The following is a 22,888-nucleotide window of genomic DNA, read 5'->3' as shown; positions in this document are numbered from 1 at the left end:
CGGCCTGCCCCGACCCGGCCCGGAACAACCACGGGCGGTGGTAGGGGGCCGCGGTAGGGGTTACTCATGGTGATGGTCGCTGACATACTGCTCATGTGGCCCCGGTGATCACCCGAACACCTCGACCGGGTGGGAACAGGCGATGTCGTCGGCTCGTGCCGGCCAGCCGGAGCCGGCCACGGCAGCATCCCCTGGTGGCCACCCCGACGGGAGCCGCGCGGCCCTCGGCGGTCGGTCTGGCCGGAAAGGACGACCAACGACTATGGCACGACGCGCCGGACCTGACGCCAGCCGGTGGACACGGCGTTACCGACCGGCGTGGCATGCCAGTGCCAGACTGATCTGCCTGCCACCCGCGGGCAGTGCGGCCGACTTCTTCTTCCCGCTCGTCCAGTCGATGCCGTCCACAGTGGACATGGTCGCCATCCAGTACCCCGGCCGGCAGGACCGCGACACCGAACCGTGCGTCGCGGACCTGGGCGCGCTGGCCGACCAGGTGGCCGGGGCGGTGACCGAGTTGGCCGACCTGCCGGTGGCGCTGTTCGGCCACGGCATGGGCGCCACCCTCGGTTTCGAGGTGGCCGTCCGGTTGGAACGCGACGACGTCACGCCGCTCGGGTTGTTCGCCTCGGGCAGCCGCGCCCCGTCCGAGCCGCGCGCGGTGCCCCTGCACCAGTGCGACGACGACACGCTGCTCGCCGAGATCACCGCGCTGGCCGGCGTCGAGACCCAGGCGGGCGCGGACGCCGCGATTCCCCGGGCGGCGCTGCCGGTGCTGCGCGGCGACTACCGGGCCGCCGAAACCTACCGGCCCGCGCCGCACACCCGGGTGCGGTGCCCGATCCTCGCGCTGATCGGGGACAGCGATCCCACAACCACGGTGGACCACGCCCGCGCCTGGCAGCGGCACACCACGGCCCGGTTCGACCTGCACGTGTTCTACGGCGGGCACTGCTACCTGAACTCGTGCACGGCCACCGTGGTCAACACGGTGTCCGAACACATCGCCGCGAACCTGGCGGGCGAGCGGGGCCGGTGAGCCCGCCGGTCAGCCGGACTGGTCCTGGCGCGGCCAACTCCGCACCGGCGGCACCGCGTCGAGCAGTGGATCGGCCTCGGTCAACGGGGTGGCCGGCCCGCAGACCTCGGTCAGCTGCGCCGCGGTCAGGCAGAACACCCGGTTGCCGGTGGAACTGGCCCACGCCACCAGGTCGGCGGTGGGCAGGTCGCGGTCGGACGCGGCCAGCACCACGTTGCCCGGGCGCTGGTTGAGCAGCACGCCGGTTTCGGCGAACACCACGGCGTGCCGGAACACCTCGGTGGCCGAGGCCACGGCCCGCAGGGCGAACCCGAGTTCACCGGAGTCCCAGAGGTTGCTCGCGTACAGCCCGCCGGGCCGCAGCACCCGGGCGGCCCCGCGGACGAACTCGACGGTGGCCAGGTCGGTGGCGACCACACCGCCCCGGAACGCGTCCAGCACGACCAGGTCGACGCTGTCCTCGGGCAGGGCCACCACGCCGGCCCGGCCGTCCGCCGCCCGGACCCGCAGTCCGGGCACGCGGTCCAGGCCCAGGTGCGCCCGGACCAGGTCCACCAACCGGTCGTCGAGTTCGAACACGAGCTGGTTCGAGCCGGGCCGGGTGGCCGCGAGGTAGCGGGGCAGGCTGAACCCGCCACCGCCCACCTGGACCGCGGACACCGGGGCGTGGCCCGGCCAGTGCCGGTCCAGGAGCTGGGCGATCCAGGTGGTGTAGGGCAACCTGAGGTAGGTCGGCTCGGAAAGATCCACATAGGACTGGAGCACGCCGTCGACGACCAGGCGCCACCCGGTGGGGCGGTCGGGATCGGGCAGCAGTTCGGCGTTGCCGAACCTGACCGGCTGCTCCACGGTCTGGCGTGGCCCGCTGTTGGCGTCCAAGGCGTCTCCGGTTCCCGCGATCCGATCCGACCCGGAGTACCCCGGAGCGGACGGGGGCAATCCTAGTTTCCCGGGGCGGCGGGGCCCGCCAGGTGACGGCGCCGGCAGGCCGATCGGCCGAGGACCGCCTGGCGGGCTCAGGCCGGGTAGTCGCCGCCGAGCAGCGCCGCGGCCAGTTCGATGCGGGAGCGCAGCCCGGTGCGGGAGAACAGCCGGCTCAGCCGGCCCTCCACGCTCTTGTCGCTGATCCGCAACACGGTGGCGAGCTGCTTGTTGCTCAGCCCCTCGGCCACCAGCACGGCGAGCAGCCGCTCGCTCTCGGCCACGGTCGCCTGCCGTCCGGGCACCACGATCTCGTGCTCGCGCATCAGGGCGCGCAGCCGCGCCCGGTGCAGCAGGGCACCGAGTTCGCCGTAGATCTCGTACGCCTCGGGCAGCAGCCCCGTGTCGCCCACCCCGTACCGGACCAGCGACTCCAGCACCCCGGCCAACTCCAGGGACTGGCCGCGTTCCCTGGCCACGCGCAGGCACTCCTTGCCCGCGTCGTGGTCGTGCTCGACCACGGCCCGCAGCAGCAGCGCGTACAGCGCGGTCCGGCTGGTGCGCATGGCTTCGGCGATCCGCTCGGCCTCGGCCAGGTGTCCCTGGGCCACGTCCAGCTGCCCGCTGTCCAGGGCCATCTCGGCCAACTGGCGGACGGCGAACTCGGTGCCGATGACCAGGCCGCGCTCACGCGCGGAGTGCTGCGCGGCGGTGAGCTTCGCCGTTGCCCGCTCGGTCTCGCCGAGCACCCGGTCCAGCCCCGCCTCGGCGTAGGTGAGCAGGTGGCCCAGCACCGGGTTGCTGGCGCGGGTGGCGGCCAGCAGGTTGCGGGCGGTGGTCAGCCTGCCCTGGGACAGCAGCAGGGCGGTGGCCGCGCTCTGGACCGCAGCCCGGCCGGTGTCGTGGCCCAGCGCCAGGTTCCTGGCCATGCTCCGCCGAGCCAGGTCGATCGCGGTGTCGGCGTGGCCGCGCAACGCCTCCAGCAGGGCCTGGTTGTTCAGCAGCAGCTGTCCGGTGTCCAGGTTCTCGTCGATGATCAGCTTCTCGGCCCGGCTCAGGTCGCCCAGGGTCAGCAGCAGCGTCACGTACGCGTTCACCCACTGCATCCGGTGCCGCTCCACCTCGCGCAACGGCCGCCGGTCCCGGTTGGCCAGGCCGCGTTCGAAGGGCTCGGGGTTGCCCGACCACAGCTCGGTGATCGCCGTGAAGAGTTCGCCAAGGCCGGCCGATGTCGGGTTGGCCGCCCAGCTGTCCCTGGTGCCGGCGAGCAGGACGCGCGCCTCGTCCCAGCGGTCCAGCGAGAACAGGGCCATCGTCCGGGTGATCGCCTCCTGTCCCGCGTCGCTGGGCCAGCGCCGCCGCTGCGACACGATGTCCTCCAGCGCGGCGAAGTCGCCCATGCTGTGCAGCGCGCCCACCGCCATCCCCTGGAGTTCCTGGGAGACCTCGGGGTTGAGCTGGTCGGAGTACTCCCGCAGCACGGTCTGGGCGCCGGCCAGGCTGCGCTCGTAGTCGCCGTCGGCGAAGCAGATGCTGGCGTGCATCAGCAGGGTGGTGGCCCGTTGCGCGCGGCCCTCGGCCAGGTCGACGGCCGCGCGCAGCCACCGCTCGGCGCGCTGCAGCCGCTCCGAGTCGGTGCCCTGCATCACCCGGCCGAGCAGCTCGGCACGGGCCCTGACCGGGTCGACCAGCCGTCCGGCCGCGGCCACCTGGTCGGTGAGGTAGTCCGGGTCGGCGCAGTGCGCGGCACCGGTCCAGATCGCGGTCACCGCCTTGGCGGCCAGCTGCCGGCGCTCGAACGGGCCGAGGCAGGCGCGCAGGCTGGTGCCGACCAGGGGGAGGGTGAACCGCCACGAGGCGCCGGCCCGACCGCGGTGCAGCACCCCCTGCTGGACCAGGACGGCCAGGTGCGCGCGCACCTGCTCCGGGGACAGCGCGCGCACCTCGCCGATCAGACCGGGCGCGGCCGCGCCCAGCGGGTGCAGCACGGCCATGCCCTTGGCCACCGACCAGGTGGTCGGGCCGAGTCGGCGGATCATCCGCACCAGCTCGTGGTCGGCGGGCAGGGCCACCTCGTACGGGCAGCGCACCAGGTAGGCGTGCCGGTCGACCACGCGCAGCGCCTCGTGGTCGCACAGCCACCGGATCGCCCCGTGCAGCGCGGCCGGAATGCCCCGGGTGAGCCACGTCAGCAGGGTGAGGATCCACTCGTCCGGCACGGCCTGCGTCGCGCCGCGCACCACCTGCCGGATGCCCTCCCGCCGCAGCGGGCGCAGTGCGACCCGGTGCACCAGGTCGTCCCGGCGCAGCCGGTCCAGCATGGGCGGTCCCACGGCGGCCAGCACACCGGTGGCCGGGGTGCGCACCGCGCACACCACGCTGACCGGGGTGCCGGCCAGCCGGCGCACCAGTGCCTCCAGCACGGCCAGGGTGTCCGCGTCCGCCCACTGCACGTCGTCGACCAGCAGCGCGGTCGGCCCGGCGGCCAGCAGGCGAGCCGCGGTCGCGGCAGCGGCCCACCGGGCGAGCGTGGCGTTGTCGTGCGCGCCCTCGGCCGGTCTGATCGGCGACCACGTCGGGCCGGTGCCGGCGGCGGGCGGCGGTGGTTTGGCCCGCTGGTGGGGCTCGCCCCGGGGCAGTGCCAGACTGGTCGGGATGGTCGAGCCGTCGGGGGTGAACCGGATGGCGGTGGTGCGGACGCCGCGGTCGGCCAGCGCGTCGCGCAGCCGGGCGAGCAGCGCGGTGCGCCCCACCCCGGCCGGCCCGGTGATGGTGACCAGTGGTGGTCGCGTTGGCGAGCCGAGTACCCCGAGGATCTCGTCCACGGCACCGATCATCGCGATCGGTGGCCCGAAAGGACCGGGGGAGCGGCCGATCGGCCCATCGAGTATGCCCGAACAGACATGGTCGACTGCCGGAAAGTTACCCGAGGCGGGCGAACACCTCCCGGTTGCGTCACCATGCGTCGTGTGCCGCTGACCCGGGCGTGCGTGCCGGTGTCCACCCGAGGCGTGTGGACCGGAGCGAGTGGCCGGGTGGCGCCGCCCGCGGCGATGTTTCCCCGACTTCGGGGCGCGGGTGAACGCGGCACGGCTGGCGGTGGGTGAGTCGGTCGGCGTTTGACAGCGTGTTCTGGAACTGGGGTGACCGTGGAAGCCTCGGTCGGACCCGCGGCGGTGACCTGTGCCGCCGTGCGGTCCGCCGACGAGCGCCGCGCCGTTGACCGCGGCCGGTGTGCGTGGGAAAGGAGCATGGCGGATGGCGCGCCAGCGGGTGGACCTCGTGGGGCGGCAGGCGGAACTCGCCGCGGTCACCTCGGCGCTGAGCCGGGATCCGCGCCGCGCGGCACTGGTGGTGGTCCGGGGCGCGGGCGGCAGCGGCAGATCGGCCGTGCTGGCCCAGGTGGGCCGCGACCTGCGTGCCGACCAGGTGACCGTGCTCGACATCCCGTTCGGCGTGGAGCGCCCCGACTGGGACCTGTTCGGCGCGCGAGCCGTGCTCGCCGCGGTGCGCGAGCAGTTCGAGCGGATCAACGCCAACCCCCGGCTCGGTGCGTCGATCAACGCGGTGAGCCGGCTGTGCACGGCGGACAGCTATGCCTCGTCCGCGCGGCAGGCCGGCCTGCTGGCCGAACTCACCAGGATGTTCAGCATGATCGGCGCGCGCGGCCGGGTGGCGGTGCTCGCCGACAACGTGGACGCGGTGCCCTGGCCGGTGCTGGCCCTGGCGCCGGCCCACCGCGCCGGCCACCTGGTCGTGGCCACCTGCCTCGACGGCGCCCACGCGCCGGACGGGACCGCCCAGCTGTGCGCACTGGCCGACCAGGTGGTCGACCTGGCGCCGCTGCCCGACGCGGACGTGGGCGACCTGCTGCGGCAGGCGGCGAACATGCCGGTCGACGCCACGCTGAGCCGGGCACTGCGCACCGCCCTCGGTCCGCTGCACGGCAACCCGGGTGCCCTGCTGTCCACCCTGGCGCGGCTGCGGCGGGACGGCCGGCTGGTGGCCGTGCACAACCACCTGTGCCTGCGCGATCGCAGCGCGCCGATCGCGCTGCCCGACGAGCACCCGCTGCTCGCCGAGGTGGGCGCGCTCGGCGGGCCGGGCCGGGACGTGGTGGTCCTGGCGGCCAGCGCGGCGGCCTTCACCGTGGACCAGGTGCCGGTGCTCGCCGCGGCCACCGGCCGCTCACCCGACGAGTGCGGGGCCGCGCTCGACCGGCTGGTGTTCGCCGGCGTGCTGGACACCGACCCGTCGGGCCGGCAGCGCTGCCGGTATCCGGCGCTGGCCGCGACCGTGCTGGCCCAGGCCGGCGCGGCGGCGGTCCGCCAGCTGCACCGGGCCGTGGCCACCCAACTGCTCGCCGCGCCCGACCACGCCCGGCCGGAACCGGCCGTGCTGGCCGACCACGTCACCGCGGCCGGCAGCGCCCTGCCACCCAGTCCGGACCTGGTCGGCCTGCTGCACGAGGAGGCGGTGTGCGTGGCCGACCTCGACCCGGACCGGGCCGCCAACCGCTACCACGCCGCCTGGTGGCACGCGCAGGGCAGCCCGGAGCGGGCCCGGCTGCGGGACGAACTGGTGCGGCTGCTCGTCCGCACCGGCCGCCACCAGCGGCTGGCCGGGTTCGTCGCCGAGGTCGCCACTGACCCCGATGCCCTGCCGGCCGACCCCGCCGCCCGCGCGGAACTGGCCACCGCCGCCGCGCTCGCGTCCATCCACTGTGGACAGCCGGTCGCCGCCGAGGTCCGCGCCGCGCTCGGCGAGACCGAGTCGCTGCGCTGCGCCGACCGGTGGTTGGCCGGCGAGCAGGTGGACGCCGCCGAGATCACCGCCGGCTTCGCCGGGCTCACCGCCGACTGGCCGCGACCCGCCACCACACCCACCGTCACGCTGGGCACGTGGCGCCGGGTGCTGCTGGCGAACCCGCACCTGGCCGGGGTGCTGCGGGACCCGGTGCCGGTGTTCGAGTCGGCGCTCGGCGCCGACTACCGCGTGCCCGAGACCGGGCCGGTGGCCACCTACCACCGGGTCTTCCAGGACTTCGTCGGCGGCGACTGGTCGGGTGCGCTCAGCGCCGTGCGCGAGCTGCTGGCGTCCGGGTGCCAGGACCAGACCTGGCAGACCATCGTGCGGCTGGTCGCGGCGGAGATCTGCGTCTGGCGCGGCAAGGACCGGCGCGCCGCGGCCTGGCTGGACTCGGTTCCCCGGGACTGCGTGTTCCCGGTGATGCGCGGCTGGGTGGAGTGCGGCCTGCACTACCGGGCCGGTGAGCTGGACACCGCGCTGCGCGTGGGCTGGAGCGCCTACCTCCGCACGCGCCACAGGGCCAGCGATCCCATGCGGCGGTCGCTGCTGCTGCGGCTGGCCCTGGTCGCCAAGGAGGCCGGGCAGCAGCGGGCCGAGCGACGCGTGCTCGCCGAGGTGGACACGCTGTACGCGCGCGAGGGCGGTGTCCTCGTCCGGGAACTCGCGCTGCTGGTGCGCGGCCTGATCGGCAACGATGCGGCCAGCGCCCGGGTGGGTGAGCGGCTGGTGCGGCTGCGCGAACACCAGCCCGACCTGTACTGGGCGTGCCTGGTGGTGGGGCAGGTGGCCGCCGACCCGAGGCCGTGGCTGCACGAGGCGTACGAGATCGCCGACTCGCTGGGCGCGCCCCGGCTGCGGGCCAAGGCCAGGCAGCTGATGGAGGACCTCGGGGTGGGGGTGCCGTCGGCCAGGGCCCGCCGGGTCGAGTTCTCCGGGATCGAGCTGCGCATCATCGAGCTGATCCAGCAGGGCTACACCAACCGGCAGATCGCGCTGGAGGTGCGGATCAGCGAGAAGACCGTGGAGAACCACCTCACCCGGCTGTTCCTCAAGGTGGGCTGCCGCACCCGGCACGGCCTGGCCGCGGCCACCCTGGGCGGGCAGCTGGAGTCGGTCGGCGCGTGACCGCCGCGGCCGGGCGAGCGCCGTCCGGGGTCAGGAGCCGGCCGGCGCCAGTCGCTGGGTGGCCGTCCGGCCGGCCAGCAGCTGCGCGGTCACCCCGGCCACCCGGGCGCCCAGCAGCTGGCAGGTGCGCACGTCGGCGCGGTGCACCCGGTCGGCGGCCACGTCGGTGTCGCTCTGCGCGCCCGCGCCGAGGAAGAAGCCGAGCCGGTTCAGGTCGTCCTCGCTGCCGGTGGTGCTGTTCCAGCCCGGACCGAGCCCGAGGCTGACCCAGTGCATGTGGTGCTGCGCGGCCAGCACCACCAGGGAGACCAGGGCCTGCAACTTGTCGCCGCTCTTGGCGCCGGAGTTGGTGAAGCCCGCCGCGACCTTGTCCCGCCACGCCCCGGTGTGGCAGCGGCGCGAGGTGCGTTCGGCGAAGGTCTGGAAGCCGGCGGAGACGTTGCCCATGTAGGTGGGGGTGCCGAAGACGATGGCGTCCGCGTCGTCGAGGACCGCCCACTGGTGGTCGGTCATCCCGTCGACGGCGAGCGCGGTGACCTCGGCCCCGGCCTGGCGCGCCCCGTCGGCCACGGCCGCGGCGAGCGCGGCGGTGTGGCCCCGGCCCGAGTGGTAGGCGACGGCGACCCGGGGGCGCGGGCCGGCGGTGCTGGTCATGGCGGTGCTGGTCATGTGGTGCTCCTGTTCGGGTGGGGGTGCGGACCGGGCCGGCTCACGCGGACCAGCTCGGGTAGTGCGCGGCGACCTCCCGGTAGCGCTCGGCCCAGCCGGGCAGCTCGGTGCCGGCCAGGTGGGCGGCCAGCCGGTCCAGGAACGCGTGCGTGCCCGGGGTGAAGCCCCTGGCGTTGCGCACGCCCAGGCCGCGGTGGCTGAACCTGAGCACGGTGCCCTCGCCGTCGCGCTCCAGCTCGTAGCGGACCACGCTGTCCTCCACGATGGGCTGGGTCCACTCGTGTTCCAGCACGTGCGGCGGGTCCCAGACGAGGATCCGGCCGGTCATCCGCTTCTGCCGGTCCGGGATGGGCGGGTCGGCGGGCACCATGTCGATGACGCCGCCCGCCCGACCGTCGATGCTGGTCTCGCCGAACCAGGCGGCGCGCTGCTCCGGGTCGGTGATGGCCGCCCACACCACCTCCACGGGGTGGGGCAGGCGGCGGACAAAGCTGATCACGGCGTGCTCGCCGTCGGTCGACAGCTCGCCGTAGCGGTCACTCACGGGAGTCCTCCGGGGTGGGCTGGGTGGTGGCCAGGTGGTGTTCCAGCGCGTCGAGGTGGCGCGCCCAGTAGCGGCGGTAGCGGCCGATCCACTCGTCGATCTCGACCAGCCCGTCCGCGCGCAACGCGTAGATCCGGCGCTGTGCGTCCGGGCGGACCTCGACCAGCCCGACCTCCCGCAGCACCCGCAGGTGGCGGGAGACCGCGGGCTGGGTCAGGCGCGGCAGCAGCGCCACGAGTTCACCGGCGGACCGCTCCCCCTGGGCCAGCGCGTCCAGCAGCGCCCGCCGGTTGGGTTCGGCCACGGCTTCGAACACGTCCATGACATCCAGTATCAGCGACGCTTTATATAAGCGCAACTTGATAATGCCTGCTAGGGTCCTACTCCCGGCTCGGCGGCTCGTCATTGACAGAGGTTGGTCGGCTTCCTAAGTTGATGTCGTTGTCTTCATTCGCGGCAACTGTCCACCCATGCAGACGGGAGACCAGCGTGCGCGGCAGCCGGTGGTTGCCGCCCGACCAGCCCCACCACCGCGTCAGTCGAGGAGCGAGCCCCGTGCCCACCCCCGCCAGGCAGCGCATCGCCGCCGTTGACCTCACCCCGGTCGCCTTCAAGGACCTGCCGCTGCTCAACGCGGTCGGCGTGCACGAGCCGCACGCGATCCGCACGGTCGTGGAGGTCCGCACCGACGAGGGGCTGACCGGGCTCGGCGAGACCTACGGCGACACCGCGCACCTGGACCGGCTGCGCCGGGCCGCCGAGCTGATCGTGGGCACGGACGCGTGGGACCTCAACGCGGTGGCCGGCCAGGTCCGCGCCGCGCTGGCCGGGGACGCCGGCGCCGGCGGGCACGGCATGGCCGGCATGGTCACCAACTCCAGCACCGCGGACGCGGTGTTCTCCCCGTTCGAGGTGGCCTGCCTGGACATCCAGGGCAAGGCGACCGGCCTGCCGGTCAGCACGCTGCTGGGCGGCGCGGTCCGCGACCGGGTGGACTACTCGGCCTACCTGTTCTACAAATGGGCCGGGCACCCGGACGCCGAGCCGGACTCCTGGGGCGCGGCCCTGGACCCGGACGGCCTCGTCGCCCAGGCGCGCCGGATGATCGACGAGTACGGGTTCTCCGCGATCAAGCTCAAGGGCGGGGTGTTCCCGCCCGACGAGGAGATCGCCGCGATCCGGGCACTGCGCCAGGCGTTCCCCGAGCACCCGCTGCGGCTGGACCCCAACGCCGCGTGGACCGTGCCCACCTCGGTCCGGGTCGGCCGGGAGCTGGACGGCGTCCTGGAGTACCTGGAGGACCCGACCCCGGGCATCGAAGGCATGGCCGAGGTGGCCAGGCAGGTGTCCATGCCGCTGGCCACGAACATGTGCGTGGTCAGCTTCGCCGACCTGGACCCGGGCATCCGGCAGCGCGCCGTGCGGGTGGTGCTCTCCGACCACCACTTCTGGGGCGGCCTGCGCCGGTCCACCCTGCTGGCCGGCATCTGCGAGACCTTCGGGGTGCGGCTGTCCATGCACTCCAACTCCCACCTCGGGATCAGCCTGGCCGCCATGACCCACCTGGCCGCGGCCACCCCCAACCTCAACTACGCCTGCGACACCCACTGGCCGTGGAAGAGCGCGGACGAGGACGTGGTCAAGCCGGGCGCGCTCACCTTCGAGGCGGGCGCGGTGGCCGTGCCGACCGGGCCGGGGCTCGGTGTGGAACTGGACCGCGACGCCCTGGGGCGGCTGCACGAGCAGTACCTGGAGTGCGGCATCCGCGACCGCGACGACACCGGCTACATGAAGCGCGTCGACCCGAGCTACGAGCTGAAGAAACCGCGCTGGTGAACCGACCTGTCCGCAGGACGCGCCGCCGTCCACCCATGTGGACCGCTGTCCGGCCCGGTGGGTAGCCTGATTTCGGGACGACAGCAGAGGCAGGCCAGATGACACCGCTTTCCGCGCAGGCGCTGGACGGCTCCGAATCCGGGGTCCGCGAGGTCAAGTCCGCCGCGCGCACCGTGGAGGTGCTGGAGTTCCTGGCCGCCAGGCAGAACCGCCCGGTCCGACTGCGCGAGCTGAGCGAGGCGCTGAACGTGCCGCGCAGCAGCCTGCACGCGCTGCTGCGCACCCTCGCCAAGTACGGGTGGGTGCGCGCCGACTCCACCGGAACCCTGTACGGCATCGGCATCCGCGCCCTGCTGGCCGGCACCAGCTACCTCGACTCCGACCCGTACCTGCCGCTGGTCGCGCCGCACCTGGACGAACTGCGCGAGCGGCTGGACGAGACCTTCCACTTCGGCCGGCTCGACGGCCAGGACGTGGTGTACCTGGCGACCAAGGAGTCCAGCCAGTACCTGCGGCCGTTCAGCCGGGTGGGCCGCCGGCTGCCCGCCTACAGCACCTCGCTGGGCAAGGTGCTGCTCGCCAGCCGACTGGGCGAGGAACTGGACCGGCACCTGCCGGACACGCTCACCGCGCTCACCCCGCACACCCTCACCGACCGGGCCGCGCTCGACGCCGACCTGGCCAGCACGCGGGAGCGCGGCTACGCCGTGGACAACGAGGAGAACAGCCTCGGCCTGCGCTGCTTCGCGGTCGCGCTGCCCTACGCCGAACCCGCGTCGGACGCGATCAGCGCGTCGATCCCGATCGCCCGGCTCACCGAGCAGCGCCAGGCCGAGGTGATCCAGGCGCTGCGCCAGGCGGCGGACCGGATCGCCAGGTCCGCCGGCCCGCTGCACGGCGCGACCGGCTGGCTCTGAGGCGCACCCGGTCCGTGCTCCACTGTGGAACATCCACAGTGGAGGTGTTGCCGACCACTGTGGACGGACCGGAGCGGAATCCGGGACGGGTGAACACACCTCGGCGCCGCGACCCGGTGTGCTGGTAGCGGGTCGCGGCGCCGAGCGCGCGGTCAGAGCGTGCGGGCCAGCCGGTCGGCCAGCAGCCGGGTGAAGTGCGCCGGGTCGCTCAGCTCGCCGCCCTCGGCGAGCAGGGCCATGCCGAACAGCAGCTCCGCGGTCTCGCCGAGGTCGGTCTCGTCCCTGCCGTCCTCGTGCGCCTTGCGCAGCCCGGTCACCAGCGGGTGCGCCGGGTTGAGTTCGAGGATCCGCTTGACCGGCGGCACCTTCTCGCCCATCGCCCGGTACATCTTCTCCAGGGTCGGGGTCAGGTCGTGGGCGTCACCGACGATGCACGCCGGGGAGGTGGTCAGCCGGGAGGACAGCCGGACCTCCTTGACGTTGTCCTTCAGCCGGGTGGTCAGCCAGGACAGCAGCGCGGCGAACTCCTCGTTCTGCTGCTCGGTCTCGGCCTTCTCCTCGCTGTCCAGGTCGACCTCGCCCTTGGCGATCGACTGGAAGCGCTTGCCCTCGAACTCCGGGACCGAGTCGACCCACATCTCGTCGATCGGGTCGGTGAGCACCAGCACCTCGAAGCCCTTGGCCTGGAACGCCTCCATGTGCGGGGAACTCTCGATGACCGAGCGGGACGCGCCGGTCATGTAGTAGATGTGCTCCTGCCCGTCCTTCATCCGGTCCACGTACTCGCGCAGCGTGGTCGGCTTGTCCGCGTCGTGGGTGGAGGCGAACGAGGCGATGTTGAGGATGGCGCCGCGGTTCTCGGTGTCGCTGAGCAGCCCCTCCTTCACCGCGGCGCCGAACTCGCGCCAGAACGTGGCGTAGCGCTCGGGGTTCTCGCTCATCATCGTCTTCACCGTGGACAGCACCCGCTTGACCAGGCGCCGCCGCATCAGCTCGATCTGGCGGTCCTGCTGCAGGATCTCCCGGGAGACGTTGAGCGACAGGTCCTGCGCGTCCACCACGCCCTTGACGAAGCGCAGGTACTCCGGCATCAGCGCCTCGCAGTTGTCCATGATGAACACCCGCTTGACGTAGAGCTGGACGCCGCGCTTGCGCTCCCGCATGAACAGGTCGTACGGGGCGTGCGAGGGGATGAACAGCAGGGCCTGGTACTCGAACGTGCCCTCCGCCTTCAGACTGATCGTCTCCAGCGGGTCGTTCCAGTCGTGGCTGATGTGCTTGTAGAACTCCTTGTACTCCGCCTCGGTGGCCTCGTCCTTGGAGCGCGCCCACAGCGCCTTCATCGAGTTGATCGTCTCGACCTCGCGGGTCGTCTTGCCCTCGGCGTCCTTGCGCTCCACCTCCAGGCGCACCGGCCAGGTGATGAAGTCCGAGTAGCGCTGGACGATCTCCTTGAGCTTCCACTCGGCGGTGTAGTCGAACAGCTGGTCCTCGGTGTCCTCGGGCTTGAGGAACAGCGTGACCGAGGTGCCCTGCGGCGCGTCCTCGGCCGGCTCCAGCGTGTAGGTGCCGTCACCGGTGGACTCCCAGCGGGTGCCCTGCTCCTCACCGGCCCGCCTGGTCACCATGACGACCTTGTCCGCGACCATGAAGCTGGAGTAGAACCCGACACCGAACTGGCCGATCAGGTCCTGCGAGGCCGCCGCGTCCTTGGCCTCCTTGAGCTTGCGCAGGAACTCGGCCGTGCCCGACCTGGCGATGGTGCCGATGAGGTTGACCACGTCGTCGCGGGACATGCCGATGCCGTTGTCGCGCACGGTCAGGGTGCGCTGCACCCGGTCCACGTCCAGGCGGATGTGCAGGTCGGAGGTGTCGGCCTGGAGGTCCTTGTCGCGGAAGGTCTCCAGCCGCAGCTTGTCCAGCGCGTCGGAGGCGTTGGAGATCAGCTCGCGCAGGAAGGTGTCCTTGTTCGAGTAGATCGAATGCACCATCAACTGCAGGAGTTGGCGCGCCTCTGCCTGGAACTCACGAGTTTCGACCGGCGTGTTCACTGCGTTCCTTTCCGGCGGATCTCACAACAGCGGCGGACAGCCCGTTCTGTCGGCGCTCTGTCGTGGGTGTCACTCCGCTGTTGCCCAGTGCTAGCTCAACGATTCTGCCAAAACCGCGGCGGCGGGGAATCGGCCGCGACCCCACCCCGGGCAGACCGGCCGCGGCCAGCTGGCTCACTCCACCGGCGGTGTGCCTCCGCCAGTTGCGGCCCGGGGGACCTGCGTGAGAATGGGTGACGGGTAGCTCGAACGGGTGACGTGTGGATCATGCGCCCGTAGCCAGCCGGTGCGGCGGCGAGCTGATACCCGTCGCACCCCCCTACCCGCTGGCCTTTCTGGGCGCGGCCGACCGCGGCACGCGGAACCACAGTCACCCCCCCCACGCGAAGTGGAACCCAGGAGACAAGGGGGACAAACCATGCGCGATGCGACGTTCACCAGGGCAGCCGCTGGCGTCGCCCTGTCCGTGGCGGCACTGCTCGGCGCGACGGCACCCACCGCGCCCGCCGCCACCGGGGACGCACCGCAGACCGGCGTCTTCACCCAGGTCAGACCCGCCGCGAGCGCGGACGAGGACCAGCTCGCCGGCTACCTCATCGACGAGCACCGCCGCGTCTGCGGCACCACCCTGCGCCGCGACGACCGGCTGAACAACCTGGCCACGCACCACAGCCAGTACATGGCCGGCCTGAACAACGGCAACGGCGTGCTGACCCACGAAGACCCGTGGGGCGACCTCAACTCGCGCTTCCGGCACGTCGGCTACCAGCCCAGATGGGTGGGCGAGACGGTCTACTGGGGCAGCGGCACCAACCGAGGCCCGCACGCGGTCATGTACGCGCCCAACTACGGGTGGATGAACAGCCCACCGCACCGGGCGATCATCCAGAACTGCCGGTACACGGACTTCGGGGTCGGCTCGGCCGTGCCGTACAGCGCCACCGGGAAGACCTTCTGGACCGCGGAGTTCGGCAGCCGGTGACCGGCCGCGCCACCGCGCCTGGCGTACCCTCTCCCGCGAAGCCGGATCGAACATCCTTCGGCCGATCGTCCTGATCGGCGGCGATCACGCGTGGGATGTTCGACCGGACGACCAACCGGGGAGGGGTGCGGTGGACGCGGTGGACCGGGCGATCCTGCGGCGGCTGCAACGTGACGGCCGGCAGACCAACCGGGAGCTGGCCGAGGCCGTGGGCGTGGCGCCGTCGACCGCGCTGGAGCGCACCAGGGCGCTGCGGGCGCGCGGCGTGATCACCGGCTTCCACGCGGCCGTCGACCCGGCCGCGCTCGGCCGCGGCGTGCAGGCGCTGATCTCGATCCGCATCCGGCCGCAGTCCAGGGAGGCCATCGTCTCGGTGCGGGACAGCATGGCCAAGCTGCCCGAGACGCTCGGGGTGTTCGTGGTGACCGGCAACGAGGACGTCCTCGTGCACGTGGCCGTGCCCAGCACCCAGTACCTGCGGGACTTCGTGCTGGACCGGCTGGCCCGGCGCAAGGAGTTCGTGGACGTGCGCACCACCGTGGTGTTCGACTACGTCCGGCCGGCGGAGCAGACCGAACTATCGGACACCGCTGGGCCGAATCACCGAACTTCCTACGACTGAGACCCGGCTGGCCGGCTGGCGGCCGAAGCTGTGCCGTCGGCACGGGTGCCAGGCGAACATCGTTCGGTTTCTGGCGGTGTTCGCCGGCGTTGTGCCTAGCGTCGACGGCCGTGGAGCAACGAAACGAGCCGTCGGGTGTGCTGCTGGTGCTGGGCGCCGGGCTGTTGTGGGGCAGCGTCGGACCGGCCCAGGTGCTCGCCGGCCCCGGCGCGCCCCCGGTCGCGCTGGGCGGCGCGCGTGTCCTGCTCGGCGGCCTGGTGCTGGCGGGCATCGTGCTGGCCACCACGCCCCGGGCCTACCAGGGGTGGCCCCGCGCGTCCTGGCCGCCGCTGCTGGCCGCGACCGCGGCCACCACCGTCTTCCAGGCGGCGTTCCTGACCTCGGTCGCGCGCACCGGCGCGGCCCTGGCCACGGCCGTGACCTTCGGGATCGTGCCGGTGGCCACCGGCGTGTGCGAGCGGCTGGTGCTGGGCACCCGGCTGTCCCGGCGCTGGATCGGCGGCACGGCGTGCGCCGTCCTCGGCTGCGCCCTGGTCACCGCGCCGGCCGGCGCCGACCGCGTCGACCTGGTGGGCGTGGCGTTCGCCGTGCTCTCCGGCGGCTGCTTCGGGGTCTACACGGTGTCGGCCAAACTGCTCACCCTCGGCCGGGTCAGCATGCCGGCGGCGGTGTCGGTGACGCTGCTGGTCGGCGGGGTGCTGCTGGCACCGTGGACGCTGGCCGGCCTGCCGGCGCTCACCACCGCGCGGTCCCTGGCGCTGGTGGCCTGGCTCGGCCCGATCACCGCCGCGCTGGCGTACTGGTTCTTCGTCACCGGACTGCGCCGGGTCACCGCCGCGACCGCGGGCACCCTGTCGCTGGCCGAGCCGCTGGTCGCCACCGCGCTGGCCGTCCTGGTCCTGCACGAGCGGATGTCCGCGCGGGTCACCGCGGGCCTGCTGGTCCTGCTCGGCGGGCTGGTCGTGGTGTCCCTGCCGGGGCGCCGCGGCCGCACCCGCCGCGAGCAGACCCCGGGCCCGGCCGAACCGGCCGCACAGGTACCGCGTTCGGTCGGCAGAGATCACTGGACAAGCTGACACCGGCCGGAACTCGTTGGATTGTCGCGGGTTTCGGCTCGGGTGTGGCCCAGACTGCCGGCACCAGTGCGGCGATCACGGTGGGGTGGCGATGGGCGAGCCGGGTGCGGTGGCCGAGTCGGGGTGTGCCGCGGTGGATGAGGCCGCGGTGGGCGAGGTCGCGGTGGGTGAGGCGGCGGTGGACGAGGCGGCGGTGGACGAGGTGATCAGCGCCGGACTGGCCGAGGTCGCCGGTCCCCGGCTGTATCGCGACAACGCGTTCCGGATCACCGGCCTGCCCACCGACGCCGGTGCGGACGCCGTGCGGGAGCACCGGCACCGGGTGCTGCCCGTGCTGCGGACCGGCGGCACCGTCGACCTCGGCCACCGCCTCCCGGTCGGGCTGGACGACGTGCGGGCCGCGTTCGACCGGCTGCTCGGCGACCCGCGGCGACGCCTGGTCGACGAGCTGTTCTGGCGGTGGAACACCCCGGACGCCACCTGCCCGTGCCCGCCGGAGCTGCACCGCGAGCACGACGCGGCAGTGCTGGCGCACAGCAGCGCGCTGGACCGGGAACTGGCCGGCGAGCTGACCGACGACGACCTGGACGAGCTGGAGCGGCAGTGGGCGCGGGCGAGCAGGCTGTGGCGGACCGTGCTGGCGCGCGCCGGCACCTGGGCGCACGTCCGGCACCGCATCACCGCACTGGCCGACCCGAGGCTCGCCGAGTCCGCTGTGGACCTGCTGCGCGAGCGGGTGCCGGCCACCCTGGTCGCCCCGCTGATCGGTCTGGCCGCCACGGCCACCGAGGAGCACGGCTGGCTGGCGGACGCGGCCCGGCGCTGGCCCGCGCCCGCGCAGGTCGTCGACGAGCAGCTGGAACGGGTCGCCGCACCCCGGTACGCGGCGGCCCGCACCGCGTTGGCCACCGCGGTCGAACCACTCACCGCCGGCCAGCCCGAGCGCGGTGCCTCGGTTGTCTACGAGCGGGTCGTCCCGGCCCTGGGCCGGTTGGCCGAGCTGGTGCCGCCCGCCAGGCACCCCCGCACCGCCCGCCTGTGCGACGAGGCGGCCGTGCTGCTCGACCACTGCGCCGCCGCCCTGCTGGCGCGCCGCGGCCCCAGCCAGGACACCCCCACCCGGGCCTGGCTGGCGCACGCGGCCGAACTGGCCTGGGACGCGCACCTGGCGCGGGTCATCGCGGACAACCGCGCCGCGCTGGACGAGGCGGTGTGGGCGGTGGACAACCTCCGGGCACGCGTGCTCGCCCTGGCCGCCGCCGGCGGCACCGACCTGGCCGAGCAGCTGCTGCACGCCGTCGCCCAGCGGCTGCCCACCGTGCCCGGCCTGGCGGAGATCGAGCGGCTGCTGGCGGACGAGACAGCCGAGGACGGCGAGTCGGACGAGACGGCCGAGGGGGACGGGTACCCGCCGCCCGGGCACGCCTGGGCGGGCAGCCGGGCCGCCCGGCTGCTCACCACCCGGCACAGCCTGGTGAACCTGTGGCCCGAACTGGTCTTCGCGGTGGTGGCGCTGGTCGGCGCCGTGTCCCGGCCCGGACCCGACCAGCCGGTCCCGGCCCTGGCGCCGACCCAACTCCACTGTGGACCAGTGTCGGTCCACCCGGGACTGTCCACAGCGGAGCGCCCGGCCACCGGTGCGCGTCCGGGCGGGGACACCGGGGGTTTCGGGGACTGCGCCACCGGCACGGCCCGCCGCGGCGACGACCAGCTGTTCACCGGCGGCCTGCCGGTGGTCACGCCGAGCTGACGTGCGGCGCACGGGTTGCTCGGGCAGGCCGGGTCATCGCGATCGCGGCCGCGGTGGTCGCCACGAGCAGGCCGACCGCCAGCCAACAGGCGTGCTGGGCGGCGGTGAGCGCGGCCGGACCGGGGTTGGCCTCGGCGGCCGGGTCACCGGCCACGCCGTGCAGGAAGGTGGTGCCGAGCAGGGCGACGCCCAGGGTGGCGCCGAGTTGCTGGACGGCGTTGAGCAGGCCGGCCGCCGAACCGGTCTCGGCCGGGCGCACCCGCGACAGGGCGGTGATGAAGAACGGCACGGTGAACAGCCCGAGGCCGGCCCCGCCCACCGCCAGCGCGCCGAGCAGCGGCCACGGGTAGGCGTGCGGATCGGCCCGGTGGTAGACGGCGATGGCGGCCAGCGTTCCGGCGAGCAGCGCGGCCAGCCCGGCGAACAGCACGCGCGAGCCGTGCCGGGGCACCAGGTGGGTGCCGGCGAGCCAGGACGCCACGGCCAGCCCGCCGGACCAGGGCAGCAGGGTCAGCCCGGAGGTGAGCACGCCGGCGCCCAGACCGAGCTGCACGTGCAGCACCACGACCAGCATCAGGCCGTTCATCACCGCGAAGAACAGCGTGGACGTGACCAGCGCCGCCGGGAATCCCCGGTCACCGAACAGGCTCGGCTCCACCAGCGGGCTGCGGCCGAGCCTGGCCCGGTTCCGCTGGTGCAGGCCGAACCCGACCAGCACGGCGATGCCCGCCACCAGCTCGGCCGCGCCGCCGATCGAGAAGCGCACGCTGTCGCCCTGGATGAGTGGGTGCACCACCAGGCCGGTGCCGAGCACCGCCAGCGCGGTGCCGGGCAGGTCCAGGCGCGGCGGCGTGGCCGACCGGTCCTCGCGCAGCAGGTGAGCGGTGGCCAGCACGGCCGCGGCCAGCGGCAGGTTCACCAGGAACACCACCCGCCAGGACAGGCCGAACAGGTCGGCGTGGGTGAGCACCGCGCCCAACACCGGCCCGCACACCGAGGCCAGGCCCACCACCGGTCCGTTCCAGCCCAGCGCCCTGGCCAGCGCTGGGCCGGTGAACATCGCCTTGATCAGCCCGAAGGTCTGCGGGATGACCAGCGCGGCCGCGCCACCCTGCACCGCTCTGGCCGCGATCAGCGCGCCCGTGCCGCCGACCAGCGCGCAGACCAGCGACGCCAGCGCGAACCCGACCACGCCCACCACGAACACCCGACGCCGCCCGAACACGTCACCCAGCCGGCCACCGGTGATCAGCAGCAGCGCGAACGGCAGGGTGTAGGCCGCGCTGAACCACTGGATGTCGGCGGGAGCACCACCCAGGTCCGCGGCCACCACGGGCGCGGCCACCTGCACGACCGTGGCGTCCAACACGTTCATCGCCTCGGCCGCCAACAGCGTGCCCAGCGCGATCCACCGCCCCCGGTGCACCGGCACCGCCAGCACCGCGTCTTCCCGCATCCGCCTGCCACCTTCCTGGTCGAACCCGACGTGTCTGTCGCGGCCCACCCTGGGACGGGCTGATCGGTTTTTCCATCCACCTGGGCAAGACTGGTGGATTTCTTCCACATCCCGCGGATCAGTGAGGATTACGCACATGCCAGACCAGCTCGACCACCTCGACCGCGGCCTGGTGCACGCCCTGCACCTGGACGGGCGCGCGCCGTTCAGCCGGATCGGCGCGGTCCTCGGCGTGTCCACGCAGACCGTGGCCCGTCGCTACCAGCGGTTGCGCGCCACCGGCGGGCTGCGCGTGGTCGGGCTCCTCGACCCTGGGCGGTCCGGGCAGACCCAGTGGCTGGTGCGGCTCACCGCCGCCCCGGCCACGGCACAGGCCCTGGCCCGCTCCCTGGCCCGCCGGCCGGACACCTCGTGGGTGAAACTGGCCTCCGGTGGCACCGAGATCGTCGTCGTGGTGCACCCGCCCAGCCACGCCGAGGAAGCGCACTCCATGCTGCTGCACGACATCCCGCGCACGGCCAGCGTCACCTCGGTGTCCGCGCACTTCCTGCTGCACACCTACCTCGGCGGCCCCACGGCCTGGCGCGGCCGGGTCAACGCGCTGGACGAGCACCAGCAGCGGCAGCTGCGACCGGACCACCCGACCCGCGCGGAGCCGGCCGGCGAGCAGCCGCTGACCCGCGCCGACCACGCCCTGCTGGACGCGCTGCGCCAGGACGGCCGCGCCAGTCACGCCGACCTGGCCGCGGCCACCGGCTGGTCACCGGCCACGGTGGCGCGGCGCCTGGCCGACCTGCGCGCCCGGGGCCTGCTCTTCTTCGACGTCGAGATCAACGACGCGCTGCTGGGCGCGACCACCCACGCCATGCTCTGGATGGCGGTGCGCCCGGCCCAGCTCGACGCGGTCGCCACCGCCCTGGCCCAGCACGAGGAACTGGCCGTGGTCGCGGCCACCACGGGCACCACCAACCTGTTCGCGCACGCCCTGTGCGCCAACCCCGCCGGCCTGCACCACTACCTCACCCACCGGCTCGGCGCGCTGGACGCGATCCACACCCTGGAGACCACCCCGGTGCTGCGCACGCTCAAGGCGGTCGGCCCCCAGGCGCCGTGAGCCGGTGGGGCGGCCGTCGGACGGCGCGAGCACAGAGCGGCCCCTGCCACGCCCCGCTGAACCGACGACTCCTGACGAAGCTCAGCAGGCTGGTGGGGAGAGAACCGAGTCAGTGCGCCGAAGTTCTCACCGTCGCCGGCTCGGTGGGAGTAGGTCGGTCCTGGCGCTGACATTTGTCCAAGACGGGTGGTCGGCAGGCTCGTAGCGTCCGGGGCATGGGTGAGTACGACGTTGAGCACTCGCACGGGATGCACGTGGTCCACGACGGCCCTCGGCAGGCGCCGCCGCTGCTGCTCATTCACGGATCGGGAGCGGCAGGCGTCACGTGGGGCCCGATGGTGCCGGCACTCGCCGCCCACCACCACGTCATCCGGGTCGACCTTCCCGGCTGCGGCCAGTCCCCGCCCGCAGCCTCATACGACGTGCCTGGGCAGGCAGGCCGCGTGGCCGCGCTGCTCGACGACCTCGGGCTTCGGCACGTCACCGTGGTCGGGCACTCCAGCGGCGGTTACGTCGCCACCGCGCTCGCCGAACAGCGCCCCGACCTGGTGGGGTCGCTCGCGCTGATCAGCACCGGCCCGCGTCTGGACGCGCTGCTCCCGCAGCCGTTCATCCTCCGGGCCCTGCTGGCCCCGCCGCTCGGCCCGCTGGTGTGGCCGAGGCGGTCGGACGCGATGATCCGCAAGGGGATCAACGCGACGACCGCCCGTCCGGTGCGCATCCCGGACGACGCGATCGCCGACCAGAAGAACATCACCTACCGCACGTTCCGGAAAGTCCTGCGCGGCAACAACGCGTACCTCGCCGAGCGGAGCGTGCCCGACCGGCTCGCCGCCCTCGACGTCGACGTGCTGGTGATCTTCGGCGCCGCCGACCCCCGCTGGGATCCGGCCTCGGCACACCACTACGACGCGGTGCCGACCGCACGGGTCCAGATGCTGCCCGGCGTCGGGCACCTCCCCATGTTCGAAGCGCCCGAGGCGACCGGCGAACTCCTGCTCGCGTTCACGGCAACGGTCGCCGGCACCCCGCCCCGAGATCACCGGGCCTAGCCTGATCACATGCCGTCGATCTGGGCACGCGTTGACTGGACGTCCGTGGACATCGCGGTCCCGCGTGAGTCGTGTCGGCTGCCGGGGATCAGCATGGCGGGGTTCCGCCAACGGGTTTCCGCGCCCGTGGACATCGCCATGGTCGCGCACCCGGCCGTCACCCTGATTGTCGACCTGAGCCAGGCAGGAGGCATCGTCTACGGCACCCACGGACGGGGCCAGCGCGGCAGCTTCGTCGCCGGACTCCTGCCGGGACCGCTACGGACCGGCGGACGGCAGGGCGAGTGCCTCCAGATCCGACTGTCGCCGGTCGTCTCGGCCGCGGTGCTCGGCGCACCGACCGAACTCACCGGAACCGTGGCAGCTCTGGAAGATGTCTGGGGCCGGGACGCCGGGGAGGTCGAGGACAGGCTGCGCGCCGCCACGTCCTGGGACCACCGGTTCAGGATCGCGGCAGACATCCTCGGCCGACGGCTGAACGCCCGCCCACCGGTCGATTCGGAGGTCGCCCACGTGTGGCGGCGGATGCGCACCAGCCGTGGGCAGGTACGCGTCGACGGCCTGGCCGACGAGATCGGCTGGAGTCGCAAGCGCCTGTGGTCCCGCTTCCGGTCCCAGCTCGGCATCACCCCCAAACGCGCCGCCCAGCTGGTGCGCTTCGACCACGCCGGCCACCTCCTCGCGGCTGGTCATACCCCCGCCAGCGTCGCTGCCCAGTGCGGCTACGTCGACCAGTCCCACCTCCACCGCGAGGTCAAGGCGATCACCGGAACCACACCCACCGCCGTCGCCACCGCACCGTGGCTCGCCATCGACGACAGAGCATGGCCCGCCGCACCGGTGGAGGCGATCCACACCCTGGCGCGCGCCCCGGTGCCGCGCGCGCTCACCGCGGTCGGTCCCCGGGCGTCGTGAGAGCCGGTGC

Annotated in this window: 18 protein-coding genes; 11 read left to right on the top strand and 7 right to left on the bottom strand. The window is 73.5% G+C overall.

The genetic code is table 11. From position 1 onward, the window contains the following. Positions 1-262 precede the first annotated feature (262 nt). The gene (locus tag LX83_RS27315; protein WP_253776451.1) at positions 263-1,039 is read left to right on the top strand and encodes a thioesterase II family protein; all 777 of its coding nucleotides are present in this window, start codon (positions 263-265) and stop codon (positions 1,037-1,039) included. 9 nt (positions 1,040-1,048) lie between these two features. Here the strand turns inward: LX83_RS27315 and LX83_RS27310 are convergent, their stop codons facing one another. Next, positions 1,049-1,918, bottom strand: a complete 870-nt coding sequence (locus tag LX83_RS27310; RefSeq protein ID WP_253776449.1) for a spermidine synthase — start codon at positions 1,916-1,918, stop codon at positions 1,049-1,051. Between the two features lie 137 nt (positions 1,919-2,055). Further along, positions 2,056-4,785, bottom strand: coding sequence for an AAA family ATPase (locus LX83_RS27305; RefSeq protein ID WP_253776447.1), 2,730 nt, complete (start codon positions 4,783-4,785; stop codon positions 2,056-2,058). A gap of 433 nt (positions 4,786-5,218) precedes the next feature. On the opposite strand from LX83_RS27305, the gene LX83_RS27300 reads away from it, so the two are divergent. Beyond that, positions 5,219-7,894, top strand: a complete 2,676-nt coding sequence (locus tag LX83_RS27300) for a helix-turn-helix transcriptional regulator (protein ID WP_253776445.1) — start codon at positions 5,219-5,221, stop codon at positions 7,892-7,894. Positions 7,895-7,924: 30 nt separating this feature from the next. Here the strand turns inward: LX83_RS27300 and LX83_RS27295 are convergent, their stop codons facing one another. From LX83_RS27295 to LX83_RS27285, 3 genes are read right to left on the bottom strand one after another with little or no spacing between them, the layout of a single operon-like run. Further along, positions 7,925-8,563 carry a flavodoxin family protein gene (locus LX83_RS27295; RefSeq protein WP_253776443.1) on the bottom strand — a complete coding sequence of 213 codons (639 nt, stop codon included), beginning with the start codon at positions 8,561-8,563 and terminating at the stop codon, positions 7,925-7,927. 40 nt (positions 8,564-8,603) lie between these two features. Beyond that, positions 8,604-9,107, bottom strand: coding sequence for an SRPBCC family protein (locus LX83_RS27290; RefSeq protein ID WP_253776441.1), 504 nt, complete (start codon positions 9,105-9,107; stop codon positions 8,604-8,606). Next, positions 9,100-9,429, bottom strand: coding sequence for an ArsR/SmtB family transcription factor (locus LX83_RS27285; RefSeq protein WP_253776439.1), 330 nt, complete (start codon positions 9,427-9,429; stop codon positions 9,100-9,102). The genes LX83_RS27290 and LX83_RS27285 overlap by 8 nt, the downstream gene beginning before the upstream one ends. Positions 9,430-9,662: 233 nt before the next feature. Here LX83_RS27285 and LX83_RS27280 point away from each other — a divergent pair, with 233 nt between their 5' ends. Then, positions 9,663-10,943 (top strand): glucarate dehydratase family protein, encoded by a 1,281-nt coding sequence (locus LX83_RS27280; protein WP_253776437.1) that lies wholly within the window; start codon positions 9,663-9,665, stop codon positions 10,941-10,943. A gap of 98 nt (positions 10,944-11,041) precedes the next feature. Continuing rightward, on the top strand, positions 11,042-11,860 hold the full coding sequence (locus tag LX83_RS27275; RefSeq protein WP_253776435.1) for an IclR family transcriptional regulator: 819 nt from the start codon (positions 11,042-11,044) through the stop codon (positions 11,858-11,860). 152 nt (positions 11,861-12,012) lie between these two features. On the opposite strand, the gene htpG is transcribed toward LX83_RS27275, so the two are convergent. Next, entirely contained in the window at positions 12,013-13,911 is a 1,899-nt protein-coding gene (gene htpG / locus LX83_RS27270; RefSeq protein WP_253776433.1) for a molecular chaperone HtpG, read from the bottom strand. A 418-nt stretch (positions 13,912-14,329) separates the two neighbouring features. Between htpG and LX83_RS27265 the strand changes: the two genes are divergently transcribed. The 4 genes from LX83_RS27265 (at position 14,330) to LX83_RS27250 (ending at position 18,341) form a co-directional block, all read left to right on the top strand. After that, positions 14,330-14,893 (top strand): CAP domain-containing protein, encoded by a 564-nt coding sequence (locus tag LX83_RS27265; protein WP_253776431.1) that lies wholly within the window; start codon positions 14,330-14,332, stop codon positions 14,891-14,893. Positions 14,894-15,023: 130 nt separating this feature from the next. Then, the gene (locus LX83_RS27260; protein ID WP_253776429.1) at positions 15,024-15,515 is read left to right on the top strand and encodes an Lrp/AsnC family transcriptional regulator; all 492 of its coding nucleotides are present in this window, start codon (positions 15,024-15,026) and stop codon (positions 15,513-15,515) included. A gap of 110 nt (positions 15,516-15,625) precedes the next feature. Further along, positions 15,626-16,591, top strand: a complete 966-nt coding sequence (locus LX83_RS27255) for a DMT family transporter (RefSeq protein WP_253776427.1) — start codon at positions 15,626-15,628, stop codon at positions 16,589-16,591. Between the two features lie 91 nt (positions 16,592-16,682). Next, on the top strand, positions 16,683-18,341 hold the full coding sequence (locus tag LX83_RS27250) for a hypothetical protein (protein WP_253776425.1): 1,659 nt from the start codon (positions 16,683-16,685) through the stop codon (positions 18,339-18,341). Here the strand turns inward: LX83_RS27250 and LX83_RS27245 are convergent. Next, a complete protein-coding gene (locus LX83_RS27245; protein ID WP_253776423.1) occupies positions 18,328-19,797 on the bottom strand; it encodes an MFS transporter in 1,470 nt (489 codons plus the stop codon). The two genes, LX83_RS27250 and LX83_RS27245, sit on opposite strands and share 14 nt — an antisense overlap. Before the next feature lie 136 nt (positions 19,798-19,933). On the opposite strand from LX83_RS27245, the gene LX83_RS27240 reads away from it, so the two are divergent. The 3 genes from LX83_RS27240 (at position 19,934) to LX83_RS27230 (ending at position 22,878) form a co-directional block, all read left to right on the top strand. After that, positions 19,934-20,911 carry an Lrp/AsnC family transcriptional regulator gene (locus LX83_RS27240; RefSeq protein ID WP_253776421.1) on the top strand — a complete coding sequence of 326 codons (978 nt, stop codon included), beginning with the start codon at positions 19,934-19,936 and terminating at the stop codon, positions 20,909-20,911. Positions 20,912-21,126: 215 nt separating this feature from the next. After that, a complete protein-coding gene (locus LX83_RS27235) occupies positions 21,127-21,963 on the top strand; it encodes an alpha/beta fold hydrolase (protein WP_253776419.1) in 837 nt (278 codons plus the stop codon). A gap of 138 nt (positions 21,964-22,101) precedes the next feature. Beyond that, on the top strand, positions 22,102-22,878 hold the full coding sequence (locus LX83_RS27230; protein WP_253776417.1) for a helix-turn-helix domain-containing protein: 777 nt from the start codon (positions 22,102-22,104) through the stop codon (positions 22,876-22,878). The last annotated feature ends 10 nt before the right edge of the window (positions 22,879-22,888 follow it).

Origin of the sequence: Goodfellowiella coeruleoviolacea (assembly GCF_024171785.1) — a bacterium.
Lineage (GTDB): Bacteria > Actinomycetota > Actinomycetes > Mycobacteriales > Pseudonocardiaceae > Goodfellowiella > Goodfellowiella coeruleoviolacea.
This window is presented reverse-complemented; position numbering and strand designations above follow the sequence as displayed.